Annotated in this window: 12 protein-coding genes; all 12 read right to left on the bottom strand. The window is 38.5% G+C overall.

The features are described 5' to 3' along the window. Positions 1-63 precede the first annotated feature (63 nt). Positions 64-1,158, bottom strand: a complete 1,095-nt coding sequence (gene dctP / locus GNT69_RS13950; RefSeq protein ID WP_203555594.1) for a TRAP transporter substrate-binding protein DctP — start codon at positions 1,156-1,158, stop codon at positions 64-66. Positions 1,159-1,311: 153 nt separating this feature from the next. Next, a complete protein-coding gene (locus GNT69_RS13945; RefSeq protein WP_203555593.1) occupies positions 1,312-3,297 on the bottom strand; it encodes an NAD(P)/FAD-dependent oxidoreductase in 1,986 nt (661 codons plus the stop codon). A gap of 271 nt (positions 3,298-3,568) precedes the next feature. Further along, on the bottom strand, positions 3,569-4,657 hold the full coding sequence (gene dctP / locus GNT69_RS13940; RefSeq protein WP_203555592.1) for a TRAP transporter substrate-binding protein DctP: 1,089 nt from the start codon (positions 4,655-4,657) through the stop codon (positions 3,569-3,571). 319 nt (positions 4,658-4,976) lie between these two features. Then, positions 4,977-6,251: a TRAP transporter large permease gene (locus tag GNT69_RS13935; RefSeq protein WP_203555591.1), complete on the bottom strand. Its 1,275-nt coding sequence runs from the start codon at positions 6,249-6,251 to the stop codon at positions 4,977-4,979. Between the two features lie 15 nt (positions 6,252-6,266). Continuing rightward, positions 6,267-6,821, bottom strand: coding sequence for a TRAP transporter small permease (locus GNT69_RS13930; RefSeq protein WP_203555590.1), 555 nt, complete (start codon positions 6,819-6,821; stop codon positions 6,267-6,269). A gap of 221 nt (positions 6,822-7,042) precedes the next feature. Next, positions 7,043-8,281 carry a dihydrolipoamide acetyltransferase family protein gene (locus GNT69_RS13925; RefSeq protein ID WP_203555589.1) on the bottom strand — a complete coding sequence of 413 codons (1,239 nt, stop codon included), beginning with the start codon at positions 8,279-8,281 and terminating at the stop codon, positions 7,043-7,045. A 70-nt stretch (positions 8,282-8,351) separates the two neighbouring features. After that, positions 8,352-9,392: an alpha-ketoacid dehydrogenase subunit beta gene (locus GNT69_RS13920; RefSeq protein ID WP_203555588.1), complete on the bottom strand. Its 1,041-nt coding sequence runs from the start codon at positions 9,390-9,392 to the stop codon at positions 8,352-8,354. Between the two features lie 26 nt (positions 9,393-9,418). After that, on the bottom strand, positions 9,419-10,414 hold the full coding sequence (locus GNT69_RS13915; protein ID WP_203555587.1) for a thiamine pyrophosphate-dependent dehydrogenase E1 component subunit alpha: 996 nt from the start codon (positions 10,412-10,414) through the stop codon (positions 9,419-9,421). A gap of 70 nt (positions 10,415-10,484) precedes the next feature. Next, positions 10,485-11,948, bottom strand: a complete 1,464-nt coding sequence (locus tag GNT69_RS13910; RefSeq protein ID WP_203555586.1) for an aromatic ring-hydroxylating oxygenase subunit alpha — start codon at positions 11,946-11,948, stop codon at positions 10,485-10,487. 191 nt (positions 11,949-12,139) lie between these two features. Beyond that, a complete protein-coding gene (gene dctP / locus GNT69_RS13905) occupies positions 12,140-13,237 on the bottom strand; it encodes a TRAP transporter substrate-binding protein DctP (RefSeq protein WP_203555585.1) in 1,098 nt (365 codons plus the stop codon). An 80-nt stretch (positions 13,238-13,317) separates the two neighbouring features. Continuing rightward, positions 13,318-13,983 (bottom strand): 3-oxoacid CoA-transferase subunit B, encoded by a 666-nt coding sequence (locus tag GNT69_RS13900; protein WP_203555584.1) that lies wholly within the window; start codon positions 13,981-13,983, stop codon positions 13,318-13,320. Next, positions 13,983-14,651 (bottom strand): 3-oxoacid CoA-transferase subunit A, encoded by a 669-nt coding sequence (locus GNT69_RS13895; protein WP_203555583.1) that lies wholly within the window; start codon positions 14,649-14,651, stop codon positions 13,983-13,985. The genes GNT69_RS13900 and GNT69_RS13895 overlap by 1 nt, the downstream gene beginning before the upstream one ends. Between the last annotated feature and the right edge of the window lie 27 nt (positions 14,652-14,678).

Genomic DNA, 14,678 nt, shown 5'->3' with positions numbered 1-14,678 from the left:
CAACTCAACATACTCCATTTGCATTATATAACAGAATATTCTAAAAATTTTATCGATAAATGTCTACTGTCTCACCTTTTCAACTTCCATCTTAAATTGCTCTAGGACCGTTTTAAATTCATCACCTTGTTTTTCCACAAATTCCTCTTCGAACTCTTTGAAGAATTTATCCCACTCTGCTCTCTCAGATTCGGTAATATCATGTAATGGGACATCTCCACTTTCAATCCATCTATCTTCTCTTTCAATGTGATCCTTATCCCATGCTTTGGAACCATTTTCCACAACATAATCAGCCGCTTCAGTCATCGCTTGTTGAAGATCTTCCGAGAGGGATTTCCAGAACTCTTCACTAATCATCAGGCCCGTTGTTCCGGCAGAAAATCCTAGACTTCTAGTTCCCCAATTACTCAATTCCCTAATTCCATATGCAGTATCTGAAGCTGCATTTTGGTGAAGAACGTCTACAGCACCCTTGTCATAGGCTTCATAAATATCTGGTGCCGGTATCGCCACAGGAATACTAGCAGCTGCCTGAATAAGTTCAGACAGTGTTCCTGCGCTTGTTCTCACTCTAAGGCCTTTTAAATCAGATGGAACTTTAATTTCAGTACCCTTCGTGTAAAGATTAAAGGTTGGCGAAGTTGCTGCTAACAAAGGTCTTACCCCATGTTTTAAGAATTCATCAATCATCGGACTTTGTTGACTTACGGCATGAAATGCCATCGAACCTTCATAAGAATTATCATAGATGCCAGGTAAAGCTGTTACTCTGTTACCAAGAGATAGTTCATTCGCATAAACGCTTGTGGTGTACATAGCAATATCTGCAACTCCATCTCTAGTTAATTGGATATAATCCCCCGATGCCCCTAACTGTTGGGATGGATACCATTCAAATTGAATTTTTCCATCCGTCAATTCTGTTACTTTATCCATATACGCTTTATAAATAAATACGGAATCAGGGTCCTCTGGTGTCGATGGAGTAGCAACTTTAAAGGTATAGCTATCCTTCACTTCTTGGACACCGTCATTATTCTGCCCTTCATTATTTTCCTTACTAGCCTCTTCTGTATTTGAAGAGCTACAGCCTGTAATTAAAAAAATTAAAACCGAGAAACAGCTTATAATAAATAAAAATTTCTTTCCTTTCATATGTCCTCATCCTATATACGTGGCAAAACTCGCTATTTCATTCACGTTGTGAAAAAACGGTTGGAAATAGCGAGTTAGTCTATAGAAATACCAAGAAAATTTATAAAATCGCAAAATTGATTTAGTAAAAATCCAGATAGCTGTTCATATTAATTAACAAGTTAAACCTGCGATGAATCCTGAATGAACGGCAATTCCAGTGTGCCCTTTCTCAATAGATTCTCCAGCACGTACTGCACTACTATACTTTTCGCAAATTTGATCGGCTAACTCGTTATAACTTCTTCTTCCAAATGCTGCAATCACTGTATCTCCTTCAATTTCAATTACCTCTCCGGAAGCCTTCTGTACGATTACACCTTTATCAGTAAATTCTGTAACTTCATGATTAGTTAGGATCTCTACCGGAACCTCTTCTAATTTGAACATTAATGGATTACGGTTTTCAATAATCAAATCATGTGCAACCTCATCGCCCTTTTCGACAACAATTACCTCTTTTCCTTTACGGCCAAGTTCTAAGGCAAATTCTGTACCGATTCTTCCACCTCCGGCAATAATAACCTTATCTCCAACAATCAATTCAGGATGAATATGTGCTTGCTGGATTTCAATCACATTTGTTCTCTCGATTCCTTTAATGTCAGCCGTTACTGGTCTAGAACCCAAAGCCACGATAATATGATCGGCCGTAGCTAATTCTGGAGAATCGGCACTGATCTCTTTATTAAGAACAACATTCACACCTAATTTTCTCAGTTGAATTTGTTGATGAGTAGTAAATTTCTTTAAACGATGTTTGAAAGAGACACCGGATGCAATATTAATTTGGCCGCCTAGCGTACCGTTACGCTCATAAATGGTTACACTATGGCCACGCATTGCCGCAATTCGTGCCGCTTCCATTCCCGCAGGACCGCCACCGATAATCGCAATATTTTTAGGAGTTTCAACAGAGTTTTCAAGATTATTAACATCAACTTTGATATCAGGATAATGTAATCTGAAGTTTGTTACTGGATTAATCGAACAGGTGATACCTTTTCCAAGTTGAACATAGCCATCACACATTTCATTACAGAATAGACATGGTCTAATATCCTCTTCCTGATTATTCAATAGTTTATTTGGAAGATCAGGATCAGCGATTAATGGGCGTCCCAATTGGACAAAGTCGATTGCACCTTCCGCTAATAAAGCTTCCGCTGTTTCAGGAGTATGTGTACCCGCATTAATCACCGGAATATTGACATGATTCTTAATTTCAGCAGCAGCATGAGCCATACTAGACATTCCATGAACTGGAGTAGGTACGATCCATTGCTTGCGCTCATACGCACCTAAGTCAATATCAAGAGCATCAAATCCAAGTTTCTCTAAGTATTGACAGATTTCAATTGATTCTTCAATCTCTCTGCCACCAGGGAAATCATGATAACCACCTAAACGAATCGTAATTGGGAAATCAGGACCTACGACATTACGAATCGCCTCATAAGCTTCTTTAACAATACGCATGCGATTTTCAAAGCTTCCGCCATATTCGTCTGTTCGCTTGTTCCATAACGGTGTCATGAATTGATCAAGTAAATATCCAGCATGAGCATGAATTTGCAGAAGGTCAACACCAGCTTTTAACGCACGCTGTGCAGCTCTTTCGTAGCAGCCAACCAAATAGTGAATATCTTCAACTGTTAATGCTCGACAAATATGGTCAGGATCACGATGGGATGGAATCGCTGATGCAGATACCATCTGTCCTTGGTTTCCAAATAAGAACCCATTTCTTCCTAAACCAATGCTCAATTGAATCCCCATTTTCGCCCCATGAGCATGAATGCGATCGGCAAGAATTGCCCAGCCTTCGCCTTGAGCATCTGTATCGGCAATAGTCTTCGTCTGAATCCAAGGGTCTGTTTTGTTTGTGATATATTGGGCTTCAATATGGACTAAACCAACACCGCCTGCTGCACGCTTTTCATAATATTCTAGTTGAATATCATTAAGAGAAGCATCAGCGTTGTCCAAAAAACTTCCCATTGGTGACATCGTAAGTCTATTTTTTAATTTTAACCCACCAATTTGTCCTGGTTCGAATAGTTTTGGATATTTTACCTTTTTCGCTGTTTGTTGCATCATTAAACATCTCCTTAAAATTATTAATAATTACTATAGTTATACTAAAAGATTACTAGTTTCTTTTTAGACGATCGTCAACCATATGATTACAGGTATAGGAGCTCACCACATTACCTGTGGTAAAGTGAAGAATTGAAATTTAATAACAATAGGCTAGATAACCCTATTCCTTAAGCCATCGCACCACCTCCTTTAAGGTTTAATCGAGCACCTTATATAGATTCGCGATGAGAATTTAATAGAAGGAACGCAGTTTGACTAATTTAGAATATTATTCTTTTACTTTATCTACTTCTGCCTTAAACTGTTCAAAAACAGTTACAAAATCACTATCTTGTTTTTCCAAGAATTGCTGTTTGAACTCGGAAAAGAATTTCTGCCATTCTTCTCTTTCAGCATCGGTAACGTCATGCAGCGGTACATCCCCGTCATTAATCCATCTTTGCTCCCGATCAGTTGTATCTTGGTCCCATGCCTTCGAACCATTCTCTGCAACATAATCCCCAGCATCCAACAAGGCTTTCTGAATATCCTCAGGTAATGTGTTCCACAATTTTTCACTAATCATTAATCCAGTTGTTCCTGCAGAAAACCCAAGGTTCCTACTGCCCCAATTACTTAATTCTCTAATTCCATGAGCTGTATCTGATGCTGCGTACTGATGTAAAACATCAACTGCTCCTTTATCATAGGCTTCATAGATTTCTGGTGCAGCAATCCCTACTGGAGTACCACCAGCCAGTTGGATGATTTCTGATAAAGTACCAGCGCTTGTCCGAACCCTTTTTCCTTTTAAATCATCTGGAACTTTAATTTCTGCGCCTTTAGAGAAGAAATTAAATGTTGGCGTTGTGACCGCCACTAAAGGTCTAACACCATGACTTAAAAATTCATCAATCATTGGACTTTGCTGACTAACAGCATGAAAGGCCATTGAGCCTTCGTATGAATTTGCATATAACCCTGGTAAAGCAGTGACTTTATTGGCCAGTGATAGTTCACTTGGAAATACACTTGCGGAAAACATTCCAATATCAGCTACACCGTCTGCAGTTAAAGTAATATAATCTGCCATTGATCCCAGCTGTTGGGAAGGATACCATTCAAACTGTAATTTTCCGTTTGAAAATTCTGTCGCTTTATCCATGAACATTTTATAGATATAAACTGAATCAGGATCCTCTGGAATCGATACACTAGCTAATTTAAACGTATAACTCTCCTCCCCACTGTCACTATTGCCCTCTTTGCTTTGTCCTTCGTTTGCTGTTGAGCCTGAACTAGACGAATTACAGCCTGTAATTAGTAATAACAACGCTATCAACGCGCTAAACAGAAATGTGTATTTTTTATTTTTCATATAACTTCCCCCTCGTATTTATAAGTAAAATATTTTCACACTATCCATATACAATTCAATTTTTTTATCCTTTTTAACTAGCAAATGAGAGCTACAAACCAACCTATTTTTAAAACATTTCAATATCTCGCTAGTCCAGCGCTCACCTCCTTGTATATGGAAATAGTGAGTGACTTTTTAAAAAAAATCGATAGTCACTATCACCATTTATTTTAAAAAATTAAAATATTAAGAAAATAAAACGTAGTTTTCCTTCTCCAAAAATTACGACCAAAGTTTTTCCCCACTTATTCTCAATTAGTGGGGAGTCCTTCTTTTCCTACATCAGTGAAGGTAAGTATAAAGCAATTTGCGGGAAGAAACATAGGATTAAAATACTTAACAATAAAACGCCGATAAATGGAACAGATCCTAAAAATACTTTCTGTACTGGTATCCCAGTATGTTGACTAGTAATAAACAAATTGATTCCAACTGGCGGTGTAACTAAACCAATTTCTAATACTAATACAACGATGATGCCAAACCAGATTGGGTCATAACCTAAACTTGTAATTAATGGGAATACTAACGGCAGCGTAATGAGCATTGATGCTAGTAAATCCATAAATAAACCAAGACCTAAATATAATAAAATAACTAATAATAATACTGTCCATGCCGGAAACCCACTTGCTTGGATAAACTCCAAGATATCGTTGCCAATTCTTGATAATGTAATAAAATAAGAAAAAATAACAGAACCAATGATAATAATAAAAATCATACCCGTTTGTCTTATAGTGGTTAATAGTGAATCAACAATATCTTTAAACTTAAGTCGTCTCGCCAATAACCCAATGACAAGTGCACCTGTTGCACCAAACGCCGCAGATTCTGTAGGTGTCGCAATCCCAAGATAGATAATGCCGATTACAAAGAATACCAAAATGACTACAGGCCAAACAAATTTAAGTGATAGAAAGCGCTCTTTCCACGGATATTTCTCGGTCATACTCTTTTGTTTGATTCCAACAAATATAACGGTAAGACATAATAATGAGGCAAGTAATAACCCGGGGAATATACCAGCAATTAATAATTTTCCGATAGATGTTTCCGTTTGAATCCCATATAGTACCAAAGGAATACTCGGAGGAATCATCACTGCTAATGTTCCGGTCGCCGTTGCTACTAATCCTGATGCGAATGATGGTGAATACTTAGAAGTGATCATTTTTGGAACGGCAATCTGTGACATAACTGAAGTTGCTGCTAGACTTGAACCAGAAAGAGCTCCAAAACCGGCACTTCCAAAGATTGTAGAAATTCCGGCACCGCCAGGTAAATGTCCAAACCACTTTAAAATACTATCAAATAAGTCGTCTGCAATTTTACTTTTTGAAATAAAGTGGGCCATTAAGATAAATAAAGGAATAGCACTAAAAGTAAAGTTATTAACACTTCTATAGGCGGATGTCGAAAGATAACTTTGTAAAATATCAAAGCCAGAAACGAGATATAGTCCGATAGAACCGGTAATCAGCAGGACAAAGCCGATTGGCATCCCAATTAGGATCAATGAAATTAATAGTAGAATACAAAATAAGACCATCTTTTCACCTCTTTTTTAGTTTCCGACGTTACTTGACTCTTTTGATAAGTCAAATTCTTGAGCTGTTTCTTTTACTTGTGATCGGTCATCACCACGAACAATATTTATACAATCCACTAGAATTCTAATGGAAAAGAGGAAGATCCCTAGTGAGATGATCATTAGTGCTGGTGCTAATTGATAACCAAGTAAACTAGCACTTCTAGTATCTGAAGCAAAATATACTAATCCTTGCTGAAAATTATTTATTCCTAAAAGGACATACATAGCAAGGGCACAAATATAGCAAACCAGCCGAGTAATAATTTTTACTTTTTCCGGAAATTTTTGTTCCAACAAGTCAACATTCACATGGCCTTTATGTTTTTGAGTATAACTAATTGCGAAGAAAATAATAATTGGAAGTAAATATTCGCCTGTTAATTCAAGGGTTCCGATAATAGGAGAGTTAAATATCGATCTTAAAACTACATCAACAAAGATCCATATCATCATTATGAATAGGAAAGCTGCTGAAATAAAACCAAAAAAGTTATCGAAGCGGTCTACCCATTTATTAATTGACTCCATTTTTTAATCCACCTCTCAATCTAGATTAGCAAACGCAAACGCTTACAAAGTAGGTACAATTTAAATAATTAGTTGGGACGATGATTTCCATTCATTCCCCCTTTCAATATTTTTATGTATAATTATCTAATAAATTTAATATAAATTATGTATTATGTATCTTTAAAGCAGCTTCCTAGACAGAATAAAGCTATATCTGTCTAGGAATACTATCAAAATATTTATAGTAATAGATTGATAGGTTCTTCTAAATAACGTTTCACCGTCATCAAGAACTCGGCAGCAGGAGCGCCATCCAAAACACGGTGGTCAAAAGTTAGACTTAAAGGCAACAGCATTCTTTTTTGTACTTCTTCTCCTACAAATACAGGGGTCGCTTGAGCAGCACCGACACCAAGTATGGCTGTTTCAGGTGTATTTAAAATTGGTGTGAAATATTCGATTCCATATGAGCCTAGATTGCTGATCGTAAAAGTAGAACCTTTCATATCATCACCATTCAATTGTTTTACTTTCGCTTGATTTGCTAGTTCTCTAATCGTTTGAGACAGTTCAGCAAGCGATTTATTCTGGGCTTGTTGAACGACTGGAACAACAAGCCCATTTTCGACATCAACGGCAATACCTAAATGAATATGTGAAAAGACATGAATTTCATCATTTATTAAAGCACCATTTACTTGTTTATGTTCTTCAAGGGCAAGTACGACAGCACGTGCAATAAAATCAGTGACAGTCAATTTGCCGTTGTAACGTTTTTCAATAAACGTTTTTGTTGAATTTTTAAGAGTTAAAAGCTCTGTGATATCTGCTTTCATGTGGTGTGTTAATTGTGCACTTTGCTGAAGGCTTTGATGCATACGTTGAGCAATAACTTTACGCATTCCCGTAACAGGAATTTTTTCAAGTGCAGGACTAACGTTATCTGCTTGTTTCACTTCGGTAACAGCAGTCTGTTCGCTAGGTGCAACAGCTACCTGCTTGCTTTCGGCGATTCCTTTTTCTACATCTTCTTTCGTAATTCTTCCATTAGGACCCGTTCCAACAATAGTTTCATAGTCTATACCGGCATCTTGTGCAATTCGACGAGCAACTGGACTAATTTTCACCCCTCGTTTTGGAGCTCTAACCGTTGCTTTATTAGAAACAGCTACCTGCTCATTTGAGGTTGTCGAATTGGCTTGTTCATTCGCATTTTGACCATTCCCAGCGACTTTTTCTCCTGGTTGACCAATGTAGGCAATAACTGCATGACATGCGACAGAATCTCCTTCAGAAGCAATCACAACTAGTAATACTCCATCTTCAGGGGCTTCTAGTTCGCTCACTTCTTTATCCGAGCTTACTTCAACAATTGCTTCCCCTTTTTTAACAGGCTCACCAACTTTTTTCATCCAATGTAAAACGGTACCTTCTGACATCGTGAGACTTAATTTTGGCATTTCGATCGCAACCGCCATGATGCATCTCTCCTTTCCTACTATCAAGAATTAGGAAGGTGGTAAGAACTACCACCTTTCCAATTCTTCTTTACACAGTTACTAATGACTGATCCCCAATGGCATTTGCCACTGCTTTAATAATTTGCTCAGTACTAGGTACATACAATTTTTCAAGCGGCGGTGAAAAAGGTACTGGCGTATGTGGTGCATTCACCCGTAAAACCGGTCCATCTAAATAATCAAAACCTTTTTCTTGCACCATGGCAGCAATATCAGCTGCAACACTTACACGCGGATTTGATTCATCGACAACGACTAAACGGCTCGTTTTCTCGACAGACGCAAGAATCGTATCCTCATCTAACGGCGAAAGTGTCCGTGGATCAACCACTTCCACTTCAATTCCTTTTTTCGCTAATTGTTCAGCAGCCTGTAATGATTTTTGAACCATATTTCCAATAGCTACAATTGTTACATCGCTGCCTTCACGCTTAATATCAGCTTTACCAAGCGGAATCGTATAATAACCTTCAGGAACCTCACCTTTTAAACCATAGTTAGAAATGCTTTCAAAGAACATAACTGGATCATCGTCTTCAACCGCAGATAAAAGTAAGCCTTTTGCATCATATGGATTTGAAGGAACAACAACTTTTAAGCCAGGGATACCTGTCAACATTGAATAAAGTGTTTGCGAATGCTGAGAGCCAGCACCATAACCGGCACCATAAGGCATTCTTAGAACCATCGGAACCTTCATTTTTCCACCGTACATATAACGGAACTTCGCTGCTTGGTTCATTACCGCATCTAAACTATAACCAAGGAAATCATTAAACATAAGCTCGGCAATTGGACGAAGACCAGTTACAGCAGCACCAACAGCAGCGCCAACAAATCCATTTTCAGAAATTGGCGTATCGCGAACACGTTCTCTTCCGAATTCCAACGCACAACCTTTTGTAACGCGGAATGGACCACCAATAGCTTCTAAATTTTGTTCTTCCAAATGGGGAACACCAGCTCCCCCAGAAACGTCCTCACCCATAACGATGACTCTATCATCATTTTTTAGTGCTAACTTAATCGCTTCATTTAACGCTTGTACTGTCGTTATTTCTCTAGTCATGCTTTCAACTCCTCATTGCTTTGTACTTATTTATAAGATACATAAACATCAGTATATAGTTCTTCAGGTGTCGGATATGGACTATCAATCGCAAACTGAAGGGCTTTTTCAACTTCTTCAGCAACAGCTTTTTCGATTGTTTCCATCTCCTCATTAGCAATAATCTCGTGACGGCGGAGATAACCTTTGAATTTGTTGATACATTCTTTATCTGTTAAATGTAACTTTTTTTCTTCCTCTGTTTTATATAATTGTGGGTCAGAAATCCCATGTCCTTGAATTCGAAAAGTATCACACTCTATTAGTGATGGACCTTCGCCATTTCGTGCTCTTTCGATTGCTTCTCCAACTGTATCGTAAACTTCAATAACATCATTTCCGTTAATCGTTACACCTGGAATATTATATCCCACCGCCCGATCAGATATTTTTTCTGCAGCAGTAGCGTATTTATTTGTTGTAAACTCACCATATTGGTTGTTTTCAACAACAAAGACAACCGGCAGTTTCCAAATAGCTGCGAGGTTAAGAGATTCATGGAATGCACCATTATTCGTTGCACCATCCCCAAAGAACGCGACAGCGACGGCACCGTTTTTTGTAATTTGTGCTGTTAAAGCCGCTCCGACTGCAATCGGAATCCCAGCACCGACAACTCCATTTGCACCAACAATCCCTTTGTCAAAATCAGCAAGATGTAAGGAGCCTCCTTTTCCTTTGTCACAGCCTGTTATTTTCCCTGCCATTTCAGCCATCAACTCATTTAGGTCACCGCCTTTAGCGACGCAGTGGCCATGACCACGGTGGGTGCTAGTGATATAATCTTTATCAGTTAAATGAGCACATGTTCCAACCGCAACAGCTTCCTGCCCATCAGATGTATGAGCAAATGGACCTAGTGATCCATCCCTCGTCCCTTTAATTACCGTTTCTTCAAACTTTCTGATTTCAACCATCTTTTGAAACATCCATTTGGCTTGTTCTTTTGATAGAATCGTTTCTTCGCTCTTTGTCTTTACCATGTATATCTTCCTCCTTACCTCATTTCAATGGACATTAGTCCTTTCGCCGTCATACACAGTGCGGAATTCTTTATTTTTGATCTTGCATGTATAAATAATATTCCGCAAAAAATTGCTGAATCCGGCGCTCTTGCTCGCTTAATCTAAGGACACCATTTAGGCCAGCAGATTTTATCCCCTTATGAACCTGACCGATTTGCTGTAAATCTTGATCTAGCAGCAGTCCAACTTGAGAATCCTCTATTGTTGTATAGAGCGTTTTCGGACGATCATTCCCGCTAATATCTTGGTCTGGACTAACACCATACGTAAACTCCAAGAAGAAAGGACGTCTTTTATCTGTTCTAATCCCATCCGCAGCTAAAATCGTAATATGATAAACAGACTGATCAGGATCACTTTCATGCGGAATAAAACGCTGGATTAGGGCAATGTCAGAGTTGATGTTTAAATTTAAATTAGGGAAAAGAGAGCAACTCCATGTATCAATTAATTGACTGTCTGATAAACGGCTATAATCTCTTCCAAATGGGCTCAACCCTTGCCGTCTTGATTTTTGACAAGCCTCACGTACTTCATCAGCACTTCCTTGGAAAGTATCTGGATCGACTCCAGCATCCAACATTAAACTACGAAGAGCGTCATTAATTGTGTTGTGATCTTCCTGTCGCTGACTTATCCTTCCTCTTTGGACAATCATGCGACTATGGCCATTGTTATAAAAATCATACTGTCCGAAGTGGTCATCTGTAGCTAACACCCCTTGTGGATGTGTTTGATGTAAATGGTACATTTCGGCAAAGGCATCTAGGTTTGTTTTCCAGTTAGCTGGTACTGACACTTTTACATCTTTGACAATATGCCAATTTTCAAACTGATAAGCTTCTAGAGCCCGCTTTAATGCTGGGTCAAAATACTCATCGAATGGAACAGGATCTTTAGCCATATTGATAAAAATAAATCCTCCCCAAACATGGCAATGAACCTTTCCTAAATTAAGATCGTCGCATAATAATTCAGGGGCAAAAGTGTTTCGATCCGTTACCCGAGCAATCTCCCCATCACATTTCCACATCCATGAATGATAGCTGCAAATAAAACTCTTTGCTCCTTTTCCGCTCTCTTCATGAACAAGCTGATTGCCGCGGTGTTTACATACATTGTAAAAAGCATTGATTGTGTTTTCATCACTGCGAACAATTATGAAGGACTCTCTCTCAAAATCAAATTTAAACCAGTCACCAACCTCTTTTACATCTGAAGCGCGGCCGGCAAGAACCCAAGTTTTTTTCCACAGTTTTTCCCATTCTTGTTCCTTCACGTCTCTGCTATAGTAAAACTCGGTAGGAATCTTACGGAAATGGGCAATATCTGGATAAAGTTCATTTAACCGCTTTGGTGATTTTGCATCCAATGAATCAGGCTTGCAATTTGGCTCTACCATAAAATCTTCTGGATCTCCTAAAACAGGGTTAATTTGACGATTTGTTTTCCGAAGGTCTTCAATCATCTGTTCAAACTTAGTCATACTCATTTTCCACTACACCCTTTCTCCATTTTTCAAAAAATTTTTGTTATATTAATGGCTGTTCACTACAAAACAGGCAATGAATTTTTTTGTCTATATTTAGATTCATTGCCTTCAACCAATCTAAAGAATATCTATGAATAATAAGGTGCTAATTAAAACAATATTAGGTAGGCCCTTTCAAAGCTTGCTTAAGATTAATTATTTCTTACTTTTTCAACTTCAGCTCTAAACATTTCAATGACTTTATTTAAATCTTCATTATTCTTTTTCTCTAAGAAGTACTCTGTAAATTCGTCGTAATATTTTTGCCATTGCTCTCTTTCGCTTTCATTTGGTTCATAAAACTCCACTTCTTTGTCATTGATCCAACGATCTTCCCGTTCTATAACATCTTGTTCATATGCTTCAGAACCATTTGCAGCAACATAATCCCCAGCTTCTTTCATCGCTTCCTTGATATCATCTGGCAGGCTGTTGTATAATTCCTCATTCATCATTAAACCGGTAGTTCCCCCGGAGAAATGAAGATTACGAGTAGCATAATTACTTATTTCTCGATATCCACCTAAAACATCAGAGGATGCAAAGCCATGTAATCCATCAACAGCGCCCTTTTCATAAGCTTCATACATATCTGCTGAAGGAATGGCTACTGGAATTCCCCCAATAAACTCAACCATTTCTGAATGCAAGCCACCGCTTGCGCGTAATTTCACACCTTTTAAATCATCTGGAGTCTTAACTGGGATTTTCTTCGTAAAAACATTGTATTGTGGAGTTGTAATCGCTACTAAAGGAACAACCCCATGTCGTAAGAAGTCTGTTTCTAGCATTGGGCTTTGGCGTGTTAAGTTATGGTAAGCAATCGCTCCTTCTTGCGCTTTTTCATAAATCCCTGGAATTCCAGTTACTGCGTTTCCGAGCGGCATTTCATTAGGGAAAACACTCACTGCAAACATCGCAATATCAACTGCACCATTTGATGTCATCGTAATATAGTCGCCGAAACTTCCTAATTGCTGAGCCGGATACCATTCAAATTGTACACGGCCATCGGTAAGCTCCGTTACTTTGTCCATGAAGCCTTTATAAATTAATTGTGAGTCTTGGTCTGCTTCAGGAGTTGCTGTTGCTACTTTAAAATTAAATGTTTCTTCCGCAGCAGCCTCCTGATTATCATCATTATTATTCGCCGGTGTTGATGTTTCCTCCTTGCCAGAACTGCATCCGGCAATAATGAGTAGAAGTGCAATAATAGAAATGAATAATAGGGCAACACTTTTTCTTTTCAATAGATAGCCTCCTGTTTGTATTATTTTTATAATTCAGATAACTCGTTAGCCATCAACCCTTTGTATTGCTTCACTAATTATTATATATTTATTTCTTTCAAATTTTTAGAAATCAATAATTGAGGTTCAGTCCTCGCTTGCACATCCTCAACTGTAAAACCTGGAGCGACTTCTAATAAAAGTAAACCTTCTGGAGTAACATCGATAATCGCCATATCCGTATAAATGCGGTCTACACAGCGTAGTGCAGTAACTGGATAATCGAGTTCTTTCATAATTTTATAGTCGCCATTTTTATTGTTATGTGTCATCGCAATATATAGTTTTTTACTTCCTAATGCGATATCCATCGCTCCACCTATACTACCAAGCTCGGCACCTTTTACTTTCCAGTTTGCTAAATCCCCTTTTTCAGATACTTGCATAGCACCCATAATCGCAACATCAATATGCTTTCCTCTTAACATCGCAAATGAATCTGCATGATGGGAGTAGCTTCCGCCTGGAACAAGTGTAACTGGGAGCTTTGAGGCATTTACTAGGTCAGGATCCTCCTCACCTGGTTTCGCAAGAGGTCCCATTCCTAACACTCCTTGCTCACTCTGGAAAATGATTTCAGCGTCTTCAGGAATATAATTGCTTACCATAACCGGGATGCCGATTCCTAAATTGACGATTTCTCCATCGTTCAAATCTTGGGCAATTCTTTCGGCAATTTGTTCTCTAGTTAGCAGTTTTTTTTCCATTATAAGCCCCCCTTTTTCACAATACGGTTCACAAAAATACCAGGAGTTACAATGACTTCAGGGTCTAATTCACCTAGTTCGACAATTTCGTCCACTTCGACAATCGTCACTTTTGATGCCATTGCCATAATCGGATTGAAACTTCGACCTGATTTGTTATAAACCAAATTTCCCCAACGATCGGCCTTTTTTGCACGAATGATTGCATAATCCGCTTTAATCGCTTTTTCAAGCACACAAGGAATGCCATCGAATTCCTGCACTACCTTGCCGGCAGCCACTTCAGTTCCCACACCTGTTGGTGTATAGAAAGCTTCGATCCCAGATCCACCAGCCCGAATGCGCTCTGCTAGAGTTCCTTGAGGAACTAACTCTAGTTCAATTTTTCCTTCTTTATACTTTTCTACGAAGTTATAACTTTCCTTCATTAGCGGAAATGAGCAAATAATTTTCTTGATTCTTTCCTCTTTTATTAATTTCGCTAAGCCGACATCATGGTAGCCGCAGTTATTACTAACCGCCGTAATATTTGTTGCACCTTGCTGGTACAATGCTTCGAGTAGTTCATCTGGTACTCCGGCACCGCCAAAACCACCGAACATAATCGTACTATCATTCTTGATATCTTTCACCGCATCCTCGACGGAATTAAAAATTTTATTAATCATCCAAATTTCCTCCTTTTGAATGTAACT

Origin of the sequence: Bacillus sp. B15-48 (assembly GCF_016879755.1) — a bacterium.
Classification (GTDB): domain Bacteria; phylum Bacillota; class Bacilli; order Bacillales; family Cytobacillaceae; genus Mesobacillus_B.
The sequence above is the reverse complement of the archived record's forward strand: the minus strand, read 5'-3'. Positions and strand labels throughout refer to the sequence as shown.

Bases quoted from the DNA above. Each gene is read 5' to 3' on its own strand.
- GNT69_RS13930 (WP_203555590.1), bottom strand. From the start codon at position 6,821: ATGGAGTCAATTAATAAATGGGTAGACCGCTTCGATAACTTTTTTGGT.
- dctP (WP_203555594.1), bottom strand. From the start codon at position 1,158: ATGAAAGGAAAGAAATTTTTATTTATTATAAGCTGTTTCTCGGTTTTA.
- GNT69_RS13945 (WP_203555593.1), bottom strand. From the start codon at position 3,297: ATGATGCAACAAACAGCGAAAAAGGTAAAATATCCAAAACTATTCGAA.
- GNT69_RS13920 (WP_203555588.1), bottom strand. From the start codon at position 9,392: ATGACTAGAGAAATAACGACAGTACAAGCGTTAAATGAAGCGATTAAG.
- GNT69_RS13900 (WP_203555584.1), bottom strand. From the start codon at position 13,983: ATGGAAAAAAAACTGCTAACTAGAGAACAAATTGCCGAAAGAATTGCC.
- GNT69_RS13915 (WP_203555587.1), bottom strand. From the start codon at position 10,414: ATGGTAAAGACAAAGAGCGAAGAAACGATTCTATCAAAAGAACAAGCC.
- GNT69_RS13925 (WP_203555589.1), bottom strand. From the start codon at position 8,281: ATGGCGGTTGCGATCGAAATGCCAAAATTAAGTCTCACGATGTCAGAA.
- dctP (WP_203555592.1), bottom strand. From the start codon at position 4,657: ATGAAAAATAAAAAATACACATTTCTGTTTAGCGCGTTGATAGCGTTG.
- GNT69_RS13895 (WP_203555583.1), bottom strand. From the start codon at position 14,651: ATGATTAATAAAATTTTTAATTCCGTCGAGGATGCGGTGAAAGATATC.
- GNT69_RS13910 (WP_203555586.1), bottom strand. From the start codon at position 11,948: ATGAGTATGACTAAGTTTGAACAGATGATTGAAGACCTTCGGAAAACA.
- GNT69_RS13935 (WP_203555591.1), bottom strand. From the start codon at position 6,251: ATGGTCTTATTTTGTATTCTACTATTAATTTCATTGATCCTAATTGGG.